The organism is Streptococcus sp. FSL R7-0248 (genome assembly GCF_037967965.1).
Classification (GTDB): Bacteria; Bacillota; Bacilli; order Lactobacillales; family Streptococcaceae; genus Streptococcus.
In genome coordinates, this window is the sequence record NZ_CP150201.1 from 2,151,600 (window position 1) to 2,172,327 (window position 20,728).

The following is a 20,728-nucleotide window of genomic DNA, read 5'->3' on the forward strand; positions in this document are numbered from 1 at the left end:
GTTTTCCTCACATTAATAATAGTTTCAATTCAGCTTTTTGCTTTGCCTCTTTGTCTGTTAGTCTATTTTTATCCCAAACATAAGCTATAGATTTTCCTTTGTCATAAATGAGCCATACTTTTAGATTATCATGGCAAGTCTTTATTACTTTCCAGTTCTCTTGTTTTAAAAGTTCGGGATATTCTTGACTAGTCACGAAGCCTCTTTTGCTCACAGATTGCTCAATCTTCTTGATTAGAGAAGTTTTGTAGTCGTTAAATTCTTTAATAATTTGATCTCGAATATTATGAAACAAAAGGAGTAGTGTGGCATTTTGTCCATCAATATAAGCATCGATAGCCTGCTTAATGGTACTTTCTTTTCCAGGATAATATTCTCTAAGCAGATCTAAAAGGCGAAAGAACAATGCCTGCTTTGAAACATCCAGGCTATTTTGAATGTGTTGAAAGGTGTCGCAACTATAATAAATCTTTGACAACAAAACAATGTCAGGCATTAGTACGATAGCAGAGAAGATATTTGCTTCTCGCTCTAGTAGGCTTTCCTGATTATCAATAGATTCTGCAAAATAATTACCTTCATGCTCTAGGATAAAATGTCCTAGCTCATGACACAGAGTAAAATTTTGCTTCACAATGGGATTATCCTTTTCATAAGAAAAACTAATACCTAATTCATCAATAACAGTTAGTCCTTCAATCTTATGATTTGAGAAGTGGTGACTAATTACTTGAATTTGATATTTTTGAATACAATGTTGAAAGAAGTAATTAAAATTATAATTTAATAATGAAATATCATAATCCTTCATGTATTGGTATAACACATGTTTTGTAGACTTACTTATTCTTGTATACAATTCATCCAAAGAATGATACCTCCTTTAAGTATAAATTACAAAACTAAACCATTTTGGTTGAGTCAATTATATAAAAGAAGTGGACGTTTGTCCACAATACTATATGCTTACTCAGGTCCGAAAATTTCCAGAAAAGTCGGAACATAAATCCTATATTCCTTTGGTCTGTATAAAAATTGATAAGGTAATATAAATTGAATAAAAATACTTTTTATCTCCGAAAACTCAAATACTTTTTTGGGATGTCGGCTTAAATCTAAAAATAGGTTCCAAGTATACTTTTTATCAAGGATTAGCTGCAGTTCTTTTGAGAGATTTTTATCAGCACTCAATTTAATTTGTTCTCTTTTATGTTCCATGATTTCATCTATAATGTCAAGCGGAACATATCCATAACTTTCGACTCCCATAGAATCTTTCATTCCTATATGTAACAGTTCTGACAAATCTAGGCTATCATACTCGATAATATTTTTGACTACTTCTTTTATTTCTAACTCAGTATACGGGAGGTAAACCAATGTATCAATCGCTTCATTAATCACACAGTTTAATTTCGCTTCTCCAATATCAACTGATATTTTTCTACCATTTTCAATATTATTACGATTTTCTTTTATAATATTTATTATGTTCTTTTCATCATTTTTTTAATTTATTTTTTCAACTATATTCTCCTTAATTGCACGTTCAAATACTCCCGAAGACTTGCCAAAATCACAAGGCCATTGGTTATCACTTAAGTAGCAAGAGGTAATAGAAGTATAATCTTTAATGATCAACTTATTAGCTTCTTTGAAGAGATCTGTTTCTTTAAAATCTTTCATTGCTTCAACTGATTTGAATCGTTCAATTTCTGATTCTAGTACATTAGGTTGGGGATAAATAACTTCTGTATTTATTGTATTACTTGAGTATACTTGTCCATTATGTTTAAATTCAAAATCAGCTTCTCTATCTTTAAAGTAATAATGTGTAACAATATTTAACAAATCCCACAGAAATACTCCTTTTTGATTATTCATTCTAGATAACTCAGGAATTGAGAAATCAAAGAAAGGATTATAATCAGCAGCCTTTAATATTTTAAGATTCTCTTCTTGAAACTCAGTTAATTTATTACTTTTTTCAAGTCTCCTAACAGCTACTCTAACAATAGATTTTATAAGTTCAATTTCCTCACTCGAAATTCTCCATAAATAGCCATTTTTATATTCTGTATTCTTTTCTATTCCATCCGTTGCAAAAAAGGCTGCAACTTCAATGTCAGTAGTGAAGTCTATGAAATCTGTTTTATATCCATAATGTTGCGCTATAGCGAGACATTTATTAAGGTATTCATCATTTTGTAAATTTAATGTTTTATTCTCCTTAAGTTTTTCAACAAAGAATTGTGTTTTTTCCATTTCTTTTGAACTATAATTAACACGAGAAGCTGATGATTGTATTGGCCAACAATGGATCTGACCTCTATAATAGTATTGCTTCCCAGTTTTCTTTTCATACTTTTTCAGATTTCTTACCAAATCGCTTAATTTATTGAATATTTTAGTCATATACTTCTTAATCCTCTTTATTAAAAGCCTTCTTCCTCTCCTCCATAAACTCAATCAATTCTTTCTTAAAAGTTTCCTTTTCTTCCTCAGTTAAACCTCTTGAGTTCATACGGAATAACAATTCAATATTATCTAGTTCATCTGATTTTTCTTCTGAGTTCCCAACTAGATAATCAATTGATACATCAAGAATTTGTGCAATTTTAACGAGATTTTCTTGTGTTGGTTTTTTCTTGCCTCTCTCCCAGTCTGCATAGGAAGATTGTCCTATCCCTAATCGTTTTGCGAGTTCAACCTGAGTTAAGTGAGCTTGTTTTCGTAATTCTTTTAAACGTTCTGCAAACGCCATAGCTATTCCTCTTCAAATTTTTTTAAAAAAATTTCAAAAATCCCTTGACTTTTATCGCCAACAGCGATAATATATAAATATAGCTGGTGGCGATATTGAAAATCAAAATAATAATCCCTACCAATTGAGATCATTGACAATTAAATAAAAAGTGCGTCTGACAACCAGAGGACTGATCATCAGAACAACACATAAACTTCGTACCTTTATTGTAAATGTTTTGATAAAAAAAGTCAAGTCCGTTTTATGGTTGAAGTGAAGATATAAAACAAGTATTTGTGGGCTTCCACGCATTTCGGACTTTCGCACTTTTCCGAATAGTAAAGTGAACTGGCTTCGCCAAAGGGCGTAAGAGAATCCCTTGGGTATGATCATGACTACCTGAAGAGATTGGCTGGGAAAGCGATGGTAATTGACGCAAAGCACCTTGCTAAACGTTGCCACCGTGGAAAGAGGGATCTTTCCAACCAAATAACTTTTCTTTACTGCTGTCTATCTAATAAGATAGACCTACTCTCAAGCTACTAAGTTCTTTCCTTTTTTCACTTAGTAGCTTTTTTATTTATTACAATAAAGGAGAATGATATGACAAACTTTTTTCGCACTACAATGTAAACGACTCTATGATAACTATGAATTTACCTATGGTATGTTTAGCGAATCTGATAAACTACAGGCTAAACTTTATGCTCAAGCTCAAATTGATTTAGACCATCTCGCAGATGCTGCTCGTAGAAATGGCTATGCTCATGGGGATATTCAATTTTATAGTCGTATGTTTAAACGCAAACTTTTTACACACTATTACTCAAGAGTGAAGCAATTAGCTTAACTCTTTTTATTTTACACTCAGAAAGGAAAAACTTATGATCTCAGAAACACTTAAAATGAAACCAGAATTTATTGGCCCTGCTTACTACGAACGTTTAGGAGATGCTCCTAAATTTATTTTTAGAAAAGAAGGAAAATACCAACGTCACATTCTAAACAGCGCAGAGCACGGTGCCTTTCATGTCATTACACCAGCTTCTACAACAGTCTTTCCAGAAGATTCTCTAGTAGAAGCGGTTAACCCAATCTTTTTCCCGGACACCGCTCTAAATGGTAATACTGTTGCACCTTATCTCAATGTCTTTGCGGAAAAATTGGTAATCAAAAAATAAGAAATAAAAGGAGAAAATCACATGGCTAAAATTGGATTAAATTACGGAGAAAAACTACAAATTGCGGATAAGACTTATCGTGTTATTACAGACGGGTTAGATGTCCCAGCTGTCCTTGGAAAACTGACTTTCCGAGGCATTGAAGGTCCTGATATCATCTTTGAAGTGGATCGCTCGCAACGAAATCCTGATGGATCATTTGTCCAAGTCAATACAGGTGAGATCCGTGGGATTGTTGTAGGGATTCACTCTTCTGTCCAGCACGAAACCCTCTTTTTCACGATCGCAGACATGTCAGAGTCTGAAATTGAAGATCTAGGTATTAAATACCGAGAAGAAGTTGAACTAGAAGATATTGTTATCACGCATACCCACGTCAATCGTAATGATATCTATAAGCTCTTTGCTTCTAAAATCAAGAAAAAAGCTGGAGGTGCACCAACTAAAGAAAACAAACCGGTAGAAAATAAGAAGGAAAACTAGGAGGTGATGTAGGATGAAACTCTTTACCTATCGAGGAAAAAGAGTTCGAGTTTTTCATCGTAAACTAAGGGGAATCACATGGTTTATCTGGTGGTTTCCTTTTTTATTGGCTATTAGTTTCTACAGCTACTTACATTTAGAAGAATTAAAAGTTCATCCCTTACCTCAAGGATATTTTCTAGGAGCTGGATTTATCTTTTCTTTGATCTTATCTTGGTTTATTAACCGTGTTTGCTACAGAAAGTTGCTCTTTTTTCAAAAACTCAACAGCCTTCGAATTCTTTCTCGCTTTTTGCTAGAGAACAACCTCTATCTCGTTAAAAAGGTTAGACGTGAAAACAAGATCATTGAAAAGATCACCTTACCTCAAGTGTATATCAAACAGTCTCGCTACAAGATTGAAGCGAGTTTCATTCTAGAAGGTAATAAATTTCAAGATCGCTTTCTCAACCTTGGAGCCACTCTTGAAGTCATGTTTAACGGGGACTTTCGTAATAAAACCTTTGATAATCGCTTTATCAAGTATGAAATTGCTATTAACCGAATTGATAGCAGAATCACCATTGATGAAGTAAAGGTCAAGGGATCCAAACTCCAGCTCATGAAAGATGTATCTTGGGATTATATTGAAGAACCTCATCTTCTCATTGGCGGTGGAACCGGTGGAGGTAAAACCGTTGTTCTCATGACTATAATCTATGCACTAGCTAAAGTTGGCTTTGTCGATATCTGTGATCCAAAGAATTCAGATCTAGCTGGATTAAAGAAAATTCCAGTCTTCCATGGCCGAGTTTATACTAGTAAGGAAGATATCATTAACTGTTTTAAAGAGAATGTAGAGTTCATGGAAAAACGCTATGAACTAATGTCTACTTCGCCAAAATTCCAAGCTGGGAAGAACTTTACTCACTATGACATGAAACCAAAATTTATTCTGGTGGACGAGTGGGCAGCTCTTATGGCAAAGATTGATCGTGACTATAGCCAACAGTCAGAACTCATGGAATACCTCTCACAATTAGTTCTAGAAGGTCGTCAAGCTGGAGTCTTTATCATCTTTGCTATGCAACGGCCCGATGGAGAATTTATCAAAACGGCTCTTCGGGATAACTTTATGAAGCGTCTCTCCGTCGGTCATTTAGAATCAACAGGATATGACATGATGTTTGGAGATGCTAATAAAACCAAAGAATTCAAAAAGCTAGATGAAATTAATGGTATCAAAGTCAAAGGACGGGGCTATATCGCAAATAATGGTGAGTTGGCTGGTGAGTTTTTCTCTCCTTATGTACCGCTCGATCAAGGATTTTCCTTCTATGATGCCTACTCTAACATTCCGATCATGGAGTTTGAAGGAGAGGAATTCTCAGTATTTGAAGAATACAAATCACCAGTTGAAACATTTGATCCTATAGAGGAAGAGGAGGCTATAGAAAACGAATCAAACAAGAGACCACTCAAGGAATTTGCGGACGAACAAAATCTTAAAATGCCAACCTTACGCAAGATTATCTATCTCTTAACAGAACAAGGGATCATCTTTGAACGGACTGTATCCGCTATTCTAGTAGATCCTTTTCAAGAAAAACTTCTTCTTGAAATCCTCGCTCAATTTGAAGAGGGAGGACGCAGGTCTTATCCAAAAGCAGTTGAAGCGACGATTGTTCATCATGGGCTAGGACAAGGGCAAGGGCAAGCCTGACCGCAGGTCAGGCGCAGACCGTAGCCCGAAGTTTCTAGGCCATGATGAAACTTCAACCCCCGTTTTCTAATAGGGGGGTTACATTTGGCAAAAACGCCAAGTCCACCCCTCCTCATTCCTTATGGGAGTTGGGTTTTCAATTTTTATGAAGTGTGTCACTTTCGTCAAAAAAGTGTGTCACTTCGTTAGAAAGAGGTGTTGCGATGAATGGACAAAATTAGTCCTTTCCATATTAAGAATTTCAGAAAACAAACAGGACTTAGTCAAAAAGCATTTGCACAAGCTGTTGATCTCCCTACAAGAACCTATCGCTCTTATGAAACAGGCGAAAGAGGACTGACGATTGATAAGTTCAGAGAACTAAAAGAAAAACTCGGTTACTATCAAGATTGCGATAAAAACAGTCTTCGGGCTCAGATCGACTATCTACGATTGACCTTTCCTAGATTGAAGGATTTAGATGCTTTCTGTGAAAACTTCCTTCACTGTCATCTAAGCGAATTTACAGACCAAGAAACCCGTCTTATGAACTATACCCACTTGTGGCAACGAGGAAACATCTGGATTTTTGATTTCTTTGATAAGTCTGTGACCAATGACTACCAAACTTGTCTTCAACTATCCGGTCAAGGATGCCGTGAGCTGGAATTGCTTCTAGAAGACAAGGGAATCACTTGGCAGGTCTTTCTTCAAAATATTCTTTATTCCTATGAAGATGTTCGGGTGAAGCGACTCGATATTGCTCTAGATGAACTCTATAAAGGGTATGGTCACGAAGATGAACAAATTCAAATTCCTAAATTGATTGATAAACTCTATTCCAAAGAGATTGTCCTAGACACGATCAAGAAATGGAATATTACGGGTGGTGGATCCTTCACTGACAATGAAGATATGGAAGCTAATCACGGCTTGTCCATTTACTTTGGGAGCCGTCAAAGTCAGCTCTACTTAAACTTTTATGAAAAGCGCTATGAAATAGCTCGAATGGAAAATATCTCCTTGGACGAATCCTTGGAGATTTTTGGTATCTGGAATCGCTATGAACTCCGTTTCTCAGATCAGAAAGCTCAAGGCATTGTGGAGGAATACATCAACGGTGTAGATCTCGGAGAAATAGCAAGAGGTATCATCAATAAAGAAATCCAAGTCTATGATGGAATTACTCGTTTTGGAGCCTATAAACCTGATGAAAAATGGCAACGGCTCTTTGGAGGTGTCGAACCCTTAAAGCTCTCAACCAACCCACAACCATACAGTATTGAGCGAACCATTCGCTGGCTGACCTATCAAGTTGCTAACTCCCTTGCACTAGTCACTGAAGCAGACAAAATCCTGCAAACAGAATACATGAAAATGATTCAGAATAGCGGAGAGATCACTGATCGAGGAAAAGCTATGTTACGACTTCTCAAAGCCAATAAACACTATGAACACTAGAAAGGAAAAACGATATGGAATACAAAGTTCAAATCAATTCACTAGAAAACTTTAAAGCTTGGTCTGGTGGACTAACCACCTTGAACACTGTCCGTGAACGTGGTGGAGTAGATACTCTAACCGTCATTTGTGAAGATATCTTCTCTGGGAATATACCAACAGAAGTACAAATCAATGACTGGCTCTGGTTTGATTCAGATTTTATCTACCAAGCTCTAGGATACGATGATCTGCTTGAGGCTTCTTGAGATGCTGAAGAAGATTTATCAAGCAGACTTTCTGCTTCTTCCAGAACAAGAATTCTGGCATATGTACATCCTCTTACGAAAAGGCAAGGAATTCTACTACGAATGTGCTGGTAGGTGTACAGAAGAACTTCCAGACAATAGAGGTTTCTACAACTATGAACATGCTTGTTTCACACTAGATGGTCAAGTGTTGAGCGTAAATAAAAAAATGCGCCCCTCACTCATTACTTATATCCAAAAGACCATCAAAGACAATCAAGAAAAATTTAGAAAGGAAATTGAAATGGCTACTAAAACTATTTTTGAAAAGAAAGTCTCTCAAGTCACGAATGAACTGGGAGAATTACTTAAAAAGAAAGATCATAGAGAGGCTTGGACCAAGGCTGGAGAATTAAATAGTCTCCTTAAAAAAGAAGAAGCTAAGGATCTAAAACCTGACTTGATCGAACAACTCCAGACTGAGCTACGAGGCTACTATTACATTAATGGCGAGATCGAAAAAGCCAATAAGCGCCTCTATGCAAAAGGCTCAAAGCTCATTGAACTTGCTAGTCTATAAAAGGAGGATCTATGGATAAAGCCAAACGCTACTTGCTTCAAGTAAAAGAATATCTCTCACACTTTAAAAAGGTGGAGAAAAAAGGAGGCCCACCAAAACTAAAAGTCACCAATAAAAAGACCGTCAATATTGCAGTCATAGGAGGAATTGCTTTCCTCCTTTTTGTTGGTCTCTTGGGATCTATTCGTGCTATCACACTATCAAATAAAGTAGGAACACTACAAGCTCAAGTTGAGGCTACTAAAAAACAAAAGGCACAACCAATGGAGTCTAGTAGAAAATATGACTATAAACTCCAGTATTACCTGAATGATTATGTCTATGCTTACTTCACCCTCCCACAAGAAGGCGATAAACAAAAAGCTCAAGTGGACTACTTAAATAAATTTTACAATTTCATCCCTGATGTAAAATCTCAAGGGCAAGTTCGAAATCCCAGCTCACTTCTCTATTCTCAGTTAGTGACTGTAGAAGGAAAAGTTGCGACCTATAAGGTTAAATACAAGGAAAGCATCCATCGGGATAACAACACAGAAGAAAAAGAAATTGTGACAGGTTTCAATATTCCATTTGATGAAAAAGATGGAAAATATTACGTTTCTGGCCTTCCTTGGTTTTCTGCCATTGAATCCTCACAAGCTGGACACTTTAGCGAAGATGATAAGCTCCAATTAACTGCCAATGATCATTTTTCAGACAGTGAGCGAAAGAAAGTAGAGAAATTCCTCAAGGTCTTCTTTACCAACTACACCACAAGCCAAGATAATCTTAATCTGATTGCTAAGGATGTGGATATCATCGCAAATAGCACTTTCAAAACGATCGACTACACTTATCTCAAACAGGACGGTGATGATTTAATCGCTTATGTCCAAGCTACCTTTGAAGTTGGAGGTACCACTCACTCGGAAAACTTCACCTTTACTCTCTCAGAAAAAGAAAAGACCTACTATGTCACAAAACTAGAACACACCATTCCACTGAATTACGCAAATGATAAAGAATAGGAGAACTCTATGAATACAAACAATCTACGAACCTTCCTCCAGGGTGATGGAATTTGGATCCTGACAGCCATTGCCGTGCTCTTAGCGATCAAGGCTTGGCGGAACAGCTCTTGGCTTCAACTCTTCTCTGTCGTTGGTTTCTATGCCGTTATTGTTTCCATTGCAAAAGGACAAGATATCCTAAAAGCAGTCGGCTGGTTCCTACGACTCTTCGGTATTGAATCAGGACTTTAAGTATGAATGAAGAAAGACTTTATGATTACAGTAAGGGCCTAAATGCTCCTTATTGGATCCAAGAAATTAAGACAAAAAAGGGCACTCGACTATGGTACTTTGCAACACCTATGCAGTTGTCCTTTTTCATTGTTTTTATCATCGTCTTTGTGGCCATGTTACTCTTTGGAGGATTTATCTTTGTGCCACTCGCAAAAATCACTCACTCAATTTCTCTCTTGCTCTATTGGTATCTCCCTTACAAATTGGCTAAGTTCTATACGGAATATGAGCCTCACGGTAAGAAGATGCACGTCTTTATTGGAGATTACCTGATTTACTTTTGGGACTTCAAGATCAATAAAAAAGCCATCTACCATGAAGATCGAATAGAACCTGTAGAAGAAATTGTCTTTGAAAAAACAAATCTATAGAAAAGGAGGACCTATGAGTATTACCTTAACTTATCCAATTAGGGAAACACATGAAAATCTAGCTCTCAAAAAAGATCAAACAGTCGTTGCTTATTATCGTATTCCAAACACTCCTATCACGATTACGGATGATGAAAAAAAGGGCAAACACAAAATCACTGTTGCTCAAATGATGAAGAAGCTTCAGAAAAACAAGTTCTTTGAAATATCTCTGATCCCTAAAGACTATCTTTTAGAAGAGAAAATGCGGGACTTTTCAGATGCTCTAGCAGATGACAGCCGAGAACTAGGAGAAGAACTTCTTCTTTACACGGTGGATCGTCTAACGGATGAAATGGAAATTCCTTATCAGTTTGACTGGGTCGTTGGAGTGACCTTGCGCAAACAAAATCATGGAGCGACCGTCAAAGACTTGGCCTATGAGAGCTTCAATGAGTTCTCAGAAAAAATTGCCAAGGGTCTTGGTTACGAATATGAGTTAAGCCCCACTTGGTATGAAGACTATAAAAGTGATGAATTCACTATTTTTCAAGCCTTCTCTGTCCTTCGGGCAAAACGTTTATCCAATGAAGAACTCTTTTATTACCAGCGGATGCAGTACCTTCGCTATATCCCTCACTACAAGAAAGAGGTACTCGCTAATCGTGCTCAATTCAATATCACAGACACCTTGATCAAAGTCCTAAAAGGTGGCTTCCTCAAACTAGAAAGCCCTTACGGCTCTTCCTTTGTAACTATTCTTCCTGTAGGTAAATTTCCTGTTCAATTCAACGGCTTTCACCTAGGTGAATTTATCCAACGTTTGAACTTTCCTGTAGAGCTACGAATCAAGGCAGAATTCATTGATACTGGTAAAATCAAGGGTCGAATGGGACGTTCGAATACACGTTACAGAAACATCATGGAAGAGGCAGAAAATACTGATACTGTCCAACAAGACGAGATCATCATGGGGTCCATCTCCCTAAAGGACTTAATGAAGAAAGTCGGAAACAAGGAAGATATCATCGAATACGGAGCCTATCTGATTGTTTCTGCTTCTAGTGTGAACCAACTACGACAAAGACGGCAAGTGGTTTTGAACTATTTTGATGATATGGGAGTCGAAATTAGTGAAGCCTCTCAAGACGGACCTTATCTCTTTCAAGCGCTGCTCTATGGAGAAAACCTCCAAAAGAAAACTCGCACCTGGACACATATGGTCACAGCTCGTGGATTTTCAGAACTCATGCCTTTCACAAATACTTCTTCTGGAAACCGTATTGGTTGGTATATTGGCCGAGTAGATAACTGGACAGGCCGTTGGGACAATATCGCGAAAGCTATTGATTCCTCAAAGAACATTGTCCTCTATAATGCGACAGTGGGAAATAAGGAAGATATCGCTGGAAAGATTACCAAGAACCCGCACATCATTATTACGGGCGCAACAGGACAAGGAAAGTCTTTCCTCGCTCAGATCATCTTTTTAAGTGTGGCTTTACAAAATGTTAAAACCCTTTATATCGACCCTAAACGTGAACTTAGGAATCACTACCAAGAAGTAATCAACTCGACTGAATTCACACGTCTCTATCCTGAACGCAAGAAACAGATTGAGAACTTTAACTTTGTAACACTGGATAGCTCACTACCATCCAACCACGGAGTCTTAGACCCTATTGTCGTTCTAGATAAAGAACAAGCTGTAGAGGTCGCAAAAAACATGCTTGAGTTTCTACTACAAGCTGTAGATGATGTCACGATGGATCAAAAAACAGCTATCACAGAAGCTATTAATGCGATTGTGGAGAAACGAGTCGCTGGTGAGAAGGTCGGATTTAAACACGTCCTAAAAGTTCTGAGAGACTCTACTTCCGCTGAAATTGCTTCGGTTGGTCGTTATCTGACCTCAATTGTCACAAACTCTATCTTGGAACTAGCCTTTTCAGATGGAACCACTCAAGGACTTAACTACGAGTCACGAGTGACCATCCTAGAGGTTAATAACCTCAAACTACCAAAAGACGATTCCACAAAAATTTCAGATCATGAACGCAACTCTATTGCTCTCATGTTTGCACTTGGTGCCTTCTGTACTCACTTTGGAGAACGAAATGAAAATGAAGATACCATTGAGTTCTTTGATGAAGCATGGATTCTTATGAAGTCGGCAGAAGGAAAAGCCGTTATCAAAAATATGCGTCGGATTGGACGCTCCAAAAATAATACCTTGGCACTGATTACTCAATCTGTACATGATGCAGAAAATGACGATGATACAACGGGGTTCGGGACTATCTTTGCTTTTTATGAAAAATCTGAACGTGAAGATATCTTAAAACACGTTAATCTCGAAGTCACTGAAAGCAATCTCGAATGGATTGATAATATGATCTCTGGCCAATGCCTGTACTATGACGTCTATGGCAATCTCAATATGATTTCCGTACACAACATCTTTGAAGATATTGATATGCTTCTAAAACCAATGAAAGCTACGGTATCATCAAGCCTTGAAAATAAATATGCTAGTTAGGAGGTGAATCCATGCAAGAAGCTTTTGACAAACTAAGGGGAGTCGATATCTTCTCTCTCAAGTCCTATATGGAGCCGACTGGGTTTGCTTCCTTTAATGGGGCTTGGGTTCTGATTAATGAGCTTTTCGTCAACTTCTTCTTTTTCATTCTAAACGCAGTGGTGGGCTTCTTTTCTTTGCTGATACGAATTCTTGAAAAAATTGATCTATACTCTAGCTATAAAAACTATGTGTTTAATGGAGCAATGAGTATCTGGAAAGGATTTATCGGTTCAAATGGGAGTGGTGTTTCCAAGCAATCACTCGTTTCAATGTTGCTTCTGATTTTAGCTTTCTACCTTTTTTATCAATATTTCTTTTCGAAAGGATCCTTTTCAAGAACACTCCTTCATGTTTTTCTAGTTCTCATCCTTGGTTTTGGTTACTTTGGAACAGTTGCAGGGACCTCTGGTGGTCTTTATCTGCTTGATACAATCAATAATGTCTCTAAAGAGGTCACTAAAAATATCACTCATATTAAGGTAGAATATGGAAAAAATAAGACGATCAAAATCGGTGATTCTATGGCAGATAGCTATATAGCAGAAACATCTTATAAAGCCTATGTCTTTGTCAATACTGGACAAGAAAATGGGAAATATAAGAATAGCCAAGATGGGAAACAAGAAACTTTTGATGATAGTAAGGTACTAGGAACAGGCGATAAGAATGGAAACTTTAAAGCAGTTAAATCGAAAGATCGCAATAAATATCTGGATGAACTAGGAAATGGAGCCAATGATGATGGTGAAAAGAACCGGTGGGTTTCAGCTATGCCAGATTTCATTTTCACTCGTATGTTTTATGTTATCTTCAAAATCTGTGAAGCTTTTGTATTAGCGATACCAGTTATTTTGATTCAGATGCTAAACGTCATTGCTCAAACACTTGTATTGATGATGATTCTGCTCTTTCCAATTGTGCTATTGATGTCCTTTGTACCAAGAATGCAAGATTTGATTTTTGGAGTTTTAAAAGTCATGTTTGGAGGATTGCTTTTCCCAGCTATCACGAGCCTATTAACTCTGTTAGTCTTCTACATTGAAAAAATGATTGAAAATATCATCATTACTGGCTTTGATGGTATCCTTAAAACTCTTCCATCCTTGATCATCTTTGGCCTTGTCTTTAAACTACTCATTTCAGTTGTATCAAAAGGACTTGTATACTTCCTTCTATGGAAATACAAAGCTGAACTGATCCAATTCATTCTTGGCTCTAAAGCACGAATGGTTGCGAGTGATATTGGAAACAAAGTTGAAAAAGGAGTCACAAAGACCAGAGAGGTGGCTTCACAAGTACCATCGAGAAGTCTTTCATCTGCTCAACACCTTGGGAACTTTGCCCTAGCAGGTGCTGGTTTTGGAGCTGGGATGATGATGAATGCCAAGAGTCACTTTCAAAATGTTGGTTCTTTCTTTACCAATAAGGAATCAGAGCACCAACCCGATGAAGTGCTCCCAACAGAAACACTTGAGACGCCAACAAGTCCGGATGCTCCAGAACCAAGGATTCCAAAAACAAAGACAACGCTTGAAAGTGTTAAAACAGTTGAAGAAAAAGCACCAACTCCTTCAATGGAATCCCCAATCACAGCGGAGCCAACATCAAGTTCAAACGAGGAATTTCAAACTCTTAAAGAAGAATGGATTTCTCCATTTAAACAACTCCGCATTAATAGTATTGAGCGCAAATTAGAGGAATATAAAGATCCTCAAGCCATGTACAAAGCTCAAGGATCGAATGCTTTCACTCGTGCTTATAGAAAGACTATGACACGAGATGATAAATTGAGAGCTAATATTGAACGAAGAGACCGATTAACAGAACGCTTAAGACAACTTAGAGGAGAATGATATGAATACCAAGATACGCTCAAGAACTGCTTTTTCAAGAATTCTTGAAGAAACTCTTTATCAAGCCTACCAAGAAGGAAAACGCTCAATCGATTTCCTTCTTTTGTTTCCAGTCTCAGAACAAGAAAAAGACCAAATCATCCTACAGGCTAAGTCCTATTCAGTCGTTTTAGATGCTAAATGGCGTTTTGGGACTGTCCTGTTCACTGCTTATATAAGACATTAACTAGAAAGGAGATTCGATGAAAAAACTAAAATGGTTTCTATTAGCCGGTCTCATTCCTCTCTTTCTACCAGTCCTCATTATTATTATCCTTATGGGGGCTGTCGGAGGTGGCGGAACAAATGGCTCATCCCAATCCCAAAATGGAGTGTCTTATGCGAATCACTGGTCTGATGGAGATCCCTATACTCACAACTTACTTGTTCATCGCTTCGGTATCACGGCAGAGCAATTAGACGGCTTTTTAGATACGTTAGGAATCTCCTATGATAAGAACCGAATTAATGGGAAAAAGCTTCTCGAATGGGAAGCTAAATCTAATCTTGATGTCCGTGGAATTGTTGCGATCGCACTGAATGAAAGTTCCCTTGGAACTGCTGGAGTAGCCACTAATCCTGGAGCCAATATGTTTGGTTTTGGGGCCTATGACTCCAATCCAGAATATGCCAATAACTTTAATGATGAGATTGCTGTTGTCGGATTAACCCAACAAACCATCATTGGAAATAAAAACCAAACCTTCAAAATTCAAGATGACAAGGCTAAAAAGTTTGCGAATGGAACACTCAATCCAGCAACTGATGGTGGAGTCTATTTTACAGATACTACAGGATCGGGAAAAAGACGTGCAGAAACCATGCAAAAACTGGATACCTTCATTGATGAACATGGAGGAACACCAAAAGCTCCTGAACAAACTACAGGAAAAACTAGAGATGGTGGAGGAGTCACTTCAAATGATATACCGGTGGGTTATAGTCTGACAACAGCTATTGACACCACAAGATATATCACTAGTACCTATCCTTGGGGACAATGTACCTGGTATGTCTTCAACCGTGGAAAACAAGTCGGAGTCAACTTTGATCCATTTATGGGAAATGGCGGACAATGGATGAATAAGTCAGGATTCACAACAACCCATACACCAACAGAACACTCTGCACTATCATTTAGCCCTGGCCAAGCTGGAGCTGATCCAATATACGGACATGTTTCATTTGTGGAACAGGTCAAATCAGATGGTTCAATTCTCGTCTCAGAGTGTAATGTGAAAGGATTGGGGATCATTAGTTACCGGACATTTGATGCGGAAACTGCCAAACAATTTACCTATGTAATAGGACATTAGAAAGGATAATTATATGGATACACTACAACAAGTAAAACTAGATAAAATTGAAAATCTTCTTCAAGTATTGGTGAACCTTCTTGACAAAAAAAGCAACTCCAATCACTTGGAAATTATAACTCAAAAAGAAGTTCTAAAAGAATTGAATATATCACCTAACACACTGAAAAGTTGGGAAAGAAAAGGACTAGCTCGTCTGGAGCCACCTATTGAAGGAACGAGAACAGTCTACTATAAACGGCATGACATCATTAAATTTCTATCAACTTAATAGTAAAGCAGAATTGCAACAAACAACTCATGAATATGCTAAAATAATATCATCTTAAAAGAAGGTGAGGGTCTTATTTTAGCCTTTTAAATATCCGAATCAAGAGGCGATATGAATAAAGAAACCATTCAATACAACAATAAAAAAGTTATAAAAATTACCAAGCAGAACGGTGAAATAAGCTATTCAATCAAAGGTGTTTATATCGGAACAGACATTAAGACTGGTAAGCGAATTACAAGAACAATCACTGCTAAAACATTAAAAGCTCTAGATAGAAAAATTATTGAATCCAAAATTCAATTTGAAAAATCTGGGTCAACTACTAAAGAAACTATCCAAATCGGTAATTTTGAAAGTTTAGCTGAATTTTGGTTCAGCCATTTTAAAACTTGGGTATCTTCGCAAAATACAATAAACCGCGTTCGAGGGTACTTAGATACATACATCATTCCACAATTTGGCGATTATAGACCAGAGCAGATTGAAGCATCAGATATCCAATTATGGCTAAATCAATTAGCAAAAAAAGCCAAACAAGCAATTGAATCTGGGGGAAAACGTGCCCCGAAAGGCAGTGCAAAAGATTTTGGTGCAATGGCACATAAAATGAGTGATATTTTTGATTTTGGAATAACAAATTGCGGTTTGAAAAACAATCCTGCAAAGACAATCAAGATACCACCAAAACCCAAAGCCATTAAAGAACGCATCATGGTCCTTCATGATGAGGATTTAAAACTTTGGCTAGCTTACCTTGACACACTACCAAACACGAGAGCAAATCGTCGGTTTAAAATCATTTGTAATACATTACTGGCTTCAGCCCTACGAATCAATGAACTATTAGCTTTAGAAATTACTGATCTTGATTTTGAAACTAATGAAATCATTGTCAATAAAACTTTAATGTGGAAAAGTGCTAATAAAAAATTGAACCAAAAAGGAGGGATCATTTGTAAAAATTCTCCTAAAACTGATGCTGGTAATCGTAGAGTTGCTGTTCCAATATCAACTTTAGAAGGACTAAGAGAATTTCACCAAGAAATGAGTCTCTACTTTGAGGAACATCATTTACCAAGATCCAAATTGATATTTCCAACGATTTATGGAAATTATATGTGTGATAGAAATGAGCGTGCAACTCTAAAAAAACGACTTATCGAATTAGGACTACCAAATTATGGGTTTCACCTATTCCGACATACACATGCCTCTATGATGCTCAATGCCGGAACTAACTGGAAAGAGCTACAACATAGGATGGGACATAAGTCTATTACCACAACTATGGATACATATGCTGAACTAGCACCAAAGAAAAAATTCGAAGCAGTTGATATTTTTCTGGATAAATTACAAGAACTCACGGATTAATACAATCACTACCTTTATCACTACCTTTTAACTTCAAAAGCCTGTACTCCTTGATTTGACAAGGATTACAGATTGATTATTTAACCCTTACAGAGGTTAAATAATTGAATTAAAAACCATGAAAATAAGATTTTCATGGTTTTTCTATTACTCAAAGAGGATCTCCCATGACAAAAATAGAAACATTTAGATGGCGTATGTGGCATGTTTATCTCCTTATTTTTATCACTATTCTACTTACAGGTACATTCGTTCGCTATGGTTATAGAATTCAGGCCGCTTATTCCTTAGACGATAGACTTTACGACTATACTAACAAAAAAGTTACTGTAACATCCTTTCAAAACGTCAAAATTGGAAACTTTAACGTTTTAGGTGTTAAGTTTGGAAATGAAAAAGCACTGGAGAGAAGTCAATTAGCCGTCGGTCGAATCTATCTAGCCTTCCAAGAATCAAGGTATAAACTATCAAAACACAGGAAGGACTCTAAAAATTATGATATTATTCACTTTTATCAGCTTGGTAAAGACACTGGAAAAGGACACACTATTAATGTACTAGACCTTGCTAAGAAACTAGGATATGATAATCCCGGTTCCATGGATAATACCATGTACTCAGATGGTAAGGATGAGTTTGTGAAATTTTCATCCTATGATAACGAAAGAGTATTCTATGTCAATTTACGCACCTATAAGGCAACTAAAACCAAACCAGAAAGAGTCAGTCAATACTACGGATTTGCTAAACCTTACCGCTATCTCCTTTCAAAGGATAATTTTTCTGTAGGTCATAAAGATGATCCCCTCACTATCAACTCCATGCCCCTTATATGGACCAAAGAAAGAAATTTTGCTGATTACAAAGATCAAGGTGATAACGAATACAGTGATCAATCACTCAAAATAAGATTTAGCTTAATTATTGTAACAACTGACTCACTTAATCTGGATGATGCTGTTAAACTACAAAAAGAGTTAACACCAGATAAGGAGGATATTTATTGGTATTTTACAAGCACTAACACAACTACTGGACGCCTCGAGGAAGTTAAAAGTCAAAAAGATTACAACCTACTAGTTAAGGAGAGTCAGAACTAAGATGGTAAAAAATAGCTTCAAATACCTTAAAATTACTATGCCCTTGATTTTATTATTGACCATGATTGCTATCTTTTTCTATTACAATGCTCAAGAAAATATTAAAGGTTTTTATAAAACTCGTGGATTTCAAGGAAAGGTGCAAATAACTGGTATCGGATGGGCAGATAAAATTACTTATCGTATGAATAAAGAAGATGAGGTTAAACATTACCTGATTTTCCATATTGATTATCAAGAGACCATTAATAACAAAAAAGAACATGTAAAGACTCAACTACCTCTCCATATTCAAGATTTACTCTATCCTTACATTGCCAGCCCAACAGAAAACGACTCAGATTTTAATCGCCAAAATAGTGAATATAAGATTTTACCTGATGAAAGAGAATATGGGGACGACTTTGTTAAAAAGTCTATTAAAATCAACCCTAGAAATCAAAAATTTATCAATGATATCTCTGAAGCTTTAAGTACCGAGAAAGATTTAAAAAATATTATTGTTCAGATAGAACCTGTACCATACACGACGCTCTATACTTATGAGAGGGGACATTCTAAAGCGCTAGGTGGCTATTATGATTTTTCACTTAAAGATGCTCTACGAAACAAACAACTTACTGTCCAATTGAGTTTTCCTTCTGGTTCCACGACTAAAGAAATTGACTTACATTCTCAATTAGAACAAGTACTAAAAAACTCTGAACTACCAGATGGATGGTATATCTTAAATCAAAATAACGACTTTCCAAAAGAGGTACATATTGATGGCAATCAAATTAAAATTAACTAAAGAAAGCACTCAGAGAGAATTATCTGAGGAAGAATGGGCTTTCCCTATTTGGAGATGGGCGGCTTTCTCACTATTTGACACCCTAATCCTAGTTAGTCCCTTGACAAGAGAATTGATTTATCCGGGGGGAGTGATTCTCGTTTTTACCTAGGTAAATCATTGGGTAACTTGATGCTAGATGATACACAACGCTTCATATTTATTATTATCATTCTAACTCTGTTGCTACCTGCTTTTGCCTTAATCATAGAAAGCCTATTATTTTCAAAAGGATATCCTCTACTTTCAATAATATGTAGCTGTCTAATTTTTGTTAGTGCAACAGTCCTATTTGTCTATAGTCTCAGTATTGTCCCAGATTTTTGGAGCTTTACTATTTATAGTTATATGCTTTACCTTCTCTTCAACATAGGTAACTCCCTAAGAAAGATCAATAGAATCATCAATCTTAGGCAGAATAACACCAAAGCATAACTGCCTGTATCCACCTCCCCTTCTTTTTAGCATAGGAATGACACAAACGAAACAAAAAGTCATTGTCCACTCTGAATTTGACCACCTAGCTAAAAGCTTCGATATTAATTTTGAAAATCATTTTAGGAATACTCTAGACTCATGTCCCAGAAATAAATTTCACTCCTTTGGTACCAAATAAACAATTTAATTAATAGTAAAAAGATCAACATATTACCGTTGATCTTTTATTTTTACTCTAAATCTTTCAGGATATCTGTAAATCTATGTGTAAACATAGCTGTCATCCCCCATATATTTTCTGTCAAGTTTCTGTAAAAAGGAATATGACGTTCACTATACCCAAAATTGTATTTTTCTCTATTTTTTACCAGGAAAAATGGGAAATTTTTCGCATCACTCAAGGTAGAAGTGACTTTGTAATAAATCGGGTCTTCTGTCAACAACGTGTCAACACAAACTGTAAACAACCGTTTCACCTCTTCATTTGGATGAATATGCTCCCAATTTTCTATATTTATCTTTCCAACAAAGCAATGGATAGTTCTCCCCTGATGAATCAGATAATCAAGCTCTCCCCAAATGTCAATTTGATCAGGAACTAGGTTTAATTCTTCACAAGTTTCTCGTATAGCAGCTTCCTGAAAAGTCTCACCATTTTCGACACGCCCACCAGGAAAAGAGACCTCACCTGGTTGAGAAATATACTCACTTCGTACTTGGTAAAGAATGTGATACTTATCAGTTTTTACATCATATATCAGGGGTAAAAGCACCGCATAGCGTCTTTTCTCCCCTAGTGGCTTCGGCTCGTAACGAGCTAGTTTATCTTTAATAGTCATAAGAACTCCTTGACTTCATATTATCATAAAAAAGAAGATATCCCTATTATATAAAATTTTTATATATAAAATATTGACATATATTTCTAA

At 36.6% G+C, this 20,728-nt stretch carries 23 protein-coding genes; 18 read left to right on the top strand and 5 right to left on the bottom strand.

Annotated features, from left to right (window positions below):
- Positions 1-7 precede the first annotated feature (7 nt).
- The 4 genes from NYE32_RS10075 to NYE32_RS10090 form a co-directional block, all read right to left on the bottom strand.
- A complete protein-coding gene (locus NYE32_RS10075) occupies positions 8-868 on the bottom strand; it encodes an ImmA/IrrE family metallo-endopeptidase (protein WP_006149308.1) in 861 nt (286 codons plus the stop codon).
- A gap of 98 nt (positions 869-966) precedes the next feature.
- Positions 967-1,404: a RuvA C-terminal domain-containing protein gene (locus NYE32_RS10080; protein ID WP_339157022.1), complete on the bottom strand. Its 438-nt coding sequence runs from the start codon at positions 1,402-1,404 to the stop codon at positions 967-969.
- Positions 1,405-1,509: 105 nt separating this feature from the next.
- Entirely contained in the window at positions 1,510-2,415 is a 906-nt protein-coding gene (locus NYE32_RS10085) for an FRG domain-containing protein (protein WP_339157023.1), read from the bottom strand.
- Positions 2,416-2,422: 7 nt separating this feature from the next.
- Complete coding sequence (locus tag NYE32_RS10090) at positions 2,423-2,764, bottom strand: helix-turn-helix transcriptional regulator (protein WP_006149310.1); 342 nt, start codon at positions 2,762-2,764, stop codon at positions 2,423-2,425.
- A 649-nt stretch (positions 2,765-3,413) separates the two neighbouring features.
- On the opposite strand from NYE32_RS10090, the gene NYE32_RS10095 reads away from it, so the two are divergent.
- The 18 genes from NYE32_RS10095 to NYE32_RS10180 all read left to right on the top strand — a co-directional run bounded on the left by NYE32_RS10095 (position 3,414) and on the right by NYE32_RS10180 (position 19,322).
- Entirely contained in the window at positions 3,414-3,596 is a 183-nt protein-coding gene (locus NYE32_RS10095) for a hypothetical protein (RefSeq protein ID WP_049488287.1), read from the top strand.
- 34 nt (positions 3,597-3,630) lie between these two features.
- Positions 3,631-3,927, top strand: coding sequence for a hypothetical protein (locus NYE32_RS10100; protein ID WP_013904645.1), 297 nt, complete (start codon positions 3,631-3,633; stop codon positions 3,925-3,927).
- A gap of 21 nt (positions 3,928-3,948) precedes the next feature.
- Positions 3,949-4,410 (top strand): hypothetical protein, encoded by a 462-nt coding sequence (locus NYE32_RS10105; RefSeq protein WP_006149314.1) that lies wholly within the window; start codon positions 3,949-3,951, stop codon positions 4,408-4,410.
- A 13-nt stretch (positions 4,411-4,423) separates the two neighbouring features.
- Positions 4,424-6,112: an FtsK/SpoIIIE domain-containing protein gene (locus NYE32_RS10110; protein WP_339157024.1), complete on the top strand. Its 1,689-nt coding sequence runs from the start codon at positions 4,424-4,426 to the stop codon at positions 6,110-6,112.
- A 207-nt stretch (positions 6,113-6,319) separates the two neighbouring features.
- Positions 6,320-7,552 (top strand): replication initiation factor domain-containing protein, encoded by a 1,233-nt coding sequence (locus tag NYE32_RS10115; protein WP_339157025.1) that lies wholly within the window; start codon positions 6,320-6,322, stop codon positions 7,550-7,552.
- Between the two features lie 14 nt (positions 7,553-7,566).
- Positions 7,567-7,800, top strand: a complete 234-nt coding sequence (locus NYE32_RS10120) for a hypothetical protein (protein WP_339157026.1) — start codon at positions 7,567-7,569, stop codon at positions 7,798-7,800.
- A gap of 1 nt (position 7,801) precedes the next feature.
- Entirely contained in the window at positions 7,802-8,359 is a 558-nt protein-coding gene (locus NYE32_RS10125) for a hypothetical protein (protein ID WP_006149319.1), read from the top strand.
- Between the two features lie 11 nt (positions 8,360-8,370).
- Positions 8,371-9,366 (top strand): conjugal transfer protein, encoded by a 996-nt coding sequence (locus NYE32_RS10130; protein ID WP_339157027.1) that lies wholly within the window; start codon positions 8,371-8,373, stop codon positions 9,364-9,366.
- Between the two features lie 9 nt (positions 9,367-9,375).
- Positions 9,376-9,600 (top strand): TcpD family membrane protein, encoded by a 225-nt coding sequence (locus tag NYE32_RS10135; RefSeq protein ID WP_001095596.1) that lies wholly within the window; start codon positions 9,376-9,378, stop codon positions 9,598-9,600.
- A 2-nt stretch (positions 9,601-9,602) separates the two neighbouring features.
- The gene (locus NYE32_RS10140) at positions 9,603-10,013 is read left to right on the top strand and encodes a conjugal transfer protein (RefSeq protein ID WP_049503699.1); all 411 of its coding nucleotides are present in this window, start codon (positions 9,603-9,605) and stop codon (positions 10,011-10,013) included.
- 13 nt (positions 10,014-10,026) lie between these two features.
- Positions 10,027-12,531 carry an ATP-binding protein gene (locus NYE32_RS10145; RefSeq protein ID WP_049546050.1) on the top strand — a complete coding sequence of 835 codons (2,505 nt, stop codon included), beginning with the start codon at positions 10,027-10,029 and terminating at the stop codon, positions 12,529-12,531.
- An 11-nt stretch (positions 12,532-12,542) separates the two neighbouring features.
- Positions 12,543-14,426 (top strand): conjugal transfer protein, encoded by a 1,884-nt coding sequence (locus tag NYE32_RS10150; protein ID WP_339157028.1) that lies wholly within the window; start codon positions 12,543-12,545, stop codon positions 14,424-14,426.
- A gap of 1 nt (position 14,427) precedes the next feature.
- A complete protein-coding gene (locus NYE32_RS10155) occupies positions 14,428-14,652 on the top strand; it encodes a hypothetical protein (protein WP_339157029.1) in 225 nt (74 codons plus the stop codon).
- 16 nt (positions 14,653-14,668) lie between these two features.
- A complete protein-coding gene (locus NYE32_RS10160) occupies positions 14,669-15,781 on the top strand; it encodes a CHAP domain-containing protein (protein WP_339157030.1) in 1,113 nt (370 codons plus the stop codon).
- Positions 15,782-15,794: 13 nt separating this feature from the next.
- Complete coding sequence (locus tag NYE32_RS10165) at positions 15,795-16,052, top strand: MerR family transcriptional regulator (protein WP_006149329.1); 258 nt, start codon at positions 15,795-15,797, stop codon at positions 16,050-16,052.
- A gap of 111 nt (positions 16,053-16,163) precedes the next feature.
- Positions 16,164-17,429, top strand: a complete 1,266-nt coding sequence (locus tag NYE32_RS10170; RefSeq protein ID WP_339157031.1) for a tyrosine-type recombinase/integrase — start codon at positions 16,164-16,166, stop codon at positions 17,427-17,429.
- 167 nt (positions 17,430-17,596) lie between these two features.
- Positions 17,597-18,529: a hypothetical protein gene (locus NYE32_RS10175; RefSeq protein WP_155222554.1), complete on the top strand. Its 933-nt coding sequence runs from the start codon at positions 17,597-17,599 to the stop codon at positions 18,527-18,529.
- A gap of 1 nt (position 18,530) precedes the next feature.
- Positions 18,531-19,322, top strand: a complete 792-nt coding sequence (locus NYE32_RS10180; protein WP_155222555.1) for a hypothetical protein — start codon at positions 18,531-18,533, stop codon at positions 19,320-19,322.
- A 707-nt stretch (positions 19,323-20,029) separates the two neighbouring features.
- On the opposite strand, the gene NYE32_RS10185 is transcribed toward NYE32_RS10180, so the two are convergent.
- Positions 20,030-20,638, bottom strand: coding sequence for a CoA pyrophosphatase (locus NYE32_RS10185; RefSeq protein ID WP_155222556.1), 609 nt, complete (start codon positions 20,636-20,638; stop codon positions 20,030-20,032).
- Positions 20,639-20,728 lie beyond the last annotated feature (90 nt).

Bases quoted from the DNA above. Each gene is read 5' to 3' on its own strand.
- NYE32_RS10085 (WP_339157023.1), bottom strand. From the start codon at position 2,415: ATGACTAAAATATTCAATAAATTAAGCGATTTGGTAAGAAATCTGAAA.
- NYE32_RS10090 (WP_006149310.1), bottom strand. From the start codon at position 2,764: ATGGCGTTTGCAGAACGTTTAAAAGAATTACGAAAACAAGCTCACTTA.
- NYE32_RS10095 (WP_049488287.1), top strand. From the start codon at position 3,414: ATGTTTAGCGAATCTGATAAACTACAGGCTAAACTTTATGCTCAAGCT.
- NYE32_RS10100 (WP_013904645.1), top strand. From the start codon at position 3,631: ATGATCTCAGAAACACTTAAAATGAAACCAGAATTTATTGGCCCTGCT.
- NYE32_RS10105 (WP_006149314.1), top strand. From the start codon at position 3,949: ATGGCTAAAATTGGATTAAATTACGGAGAAAAACTACAAATTGCGGAT.
- NYE32_RS10110 (WP_339157024.1), top strand. From the start codon at position 4,424: ATGAAACTCTTTACCTATCGAGGAAAAAGAGTTCGAGTTTTTCATCGT.
- NYE32_RS10115 (WP_339157025.1), top strand. From the start codon at position 6,320: ATGGACAAAATTAGTCCTTTCCATATTAAGAATTTCAGAAAACAAACA.
- NYE32_RS10120 (WP_339157026.1), top strand. From the start codon at position 7,567: ATGGAATACAAAGTTCAAATCAATTCACTAGAAAACTTTAAAGCTTGG.
- NYE32_RS10125 (WP_006149319.1), top strand. From the start codon at position 7,802: ATGCTGAAGAAGATTTATCAAGCAGACTTTCTGCTTCTTCCAGAACAA.
- NYE32_RS10130 (WP_339157027.1), top strand. From the start codon at position 8,371: ATGGATAAAGCCAAACGCTACTTGCTTCAAGTAAAAGAATATCTCTCA.
- NYE32_RS10135 (WP_001095596.1), top strand. From the start codon at position 9,376: ATGAATACAAACAATCTACGAACCTTCCTCCAGGGTGATGGAATTTGG.
- NYE32_RS10140 (WP_049503699.1), top strand. From the start codon at position 9,603: ATGAATGAAGAAAGACTTTATGATTACAGTAAGGGCCTAAATGCTCCT.
- NYE32_RS10145 (WP_049546050.1), top strand. From the start codon at position 10,027: ATGAGTATTACCTTAACTTATCCAATTAGGGAAACACATGAAAATCTA.
- NYE32_RS10150 (WP_339157028.1), top strand. From the start codon at position 12,543: ATGCAAGAAGCTTTTGACAAACTAAGGGGAGTCGATATCTTCTCTCTC.
- NYE32_RS10155 (WP_339157029.1), top strand. From the start codon at position 14,428: ATGAATACCAAGATACGCTCAAGAACTGCTTTTTCAAGAATTCTTGAA.
- NYE32_RS10160 (WP_339157030.1), top strand. From the start codon at position 14,669: ATGAAAAAACTAAAATGGTTTCTATTAGCCGGTCTCATTCCTCTCTTT.
- NYE32_RS10165 (WP_006149329.1), top strand. From the start codon at position 15,795: ATGGATACACTACAACAAGTAAAACTAGATAAAATTGAAAATCTTCTT.
- NYE32_RS10170 (WP_339157031.1), top strand. From the start codon at position 16,164: ATGAATAAAGAAACCATTCAATACAACAATAAAAAAGTTATAAAAATT.
- NYE32_RS10175 (WP_155222554.1), top strand. From the start codon at position 17,597: ATGACAAAAATAGAAACATTTAGATGGCGTATGTGGCATGTTTATCTC.
- NYE32_RS10180 (WP_155222555.1), top strand. From the start codon at position 18,531: ATGGTAAAAAATAGCTTCAAATACCTTAAAATTACTATGCCCTTGATT.
- NYE32_RS10185 (WP_155222556.1), bottom strand. From the start codon at position 20,638: ATGACTATTAAAGATAAACTAGCTCGTTACGAGCCGAAGCCACTAGGG.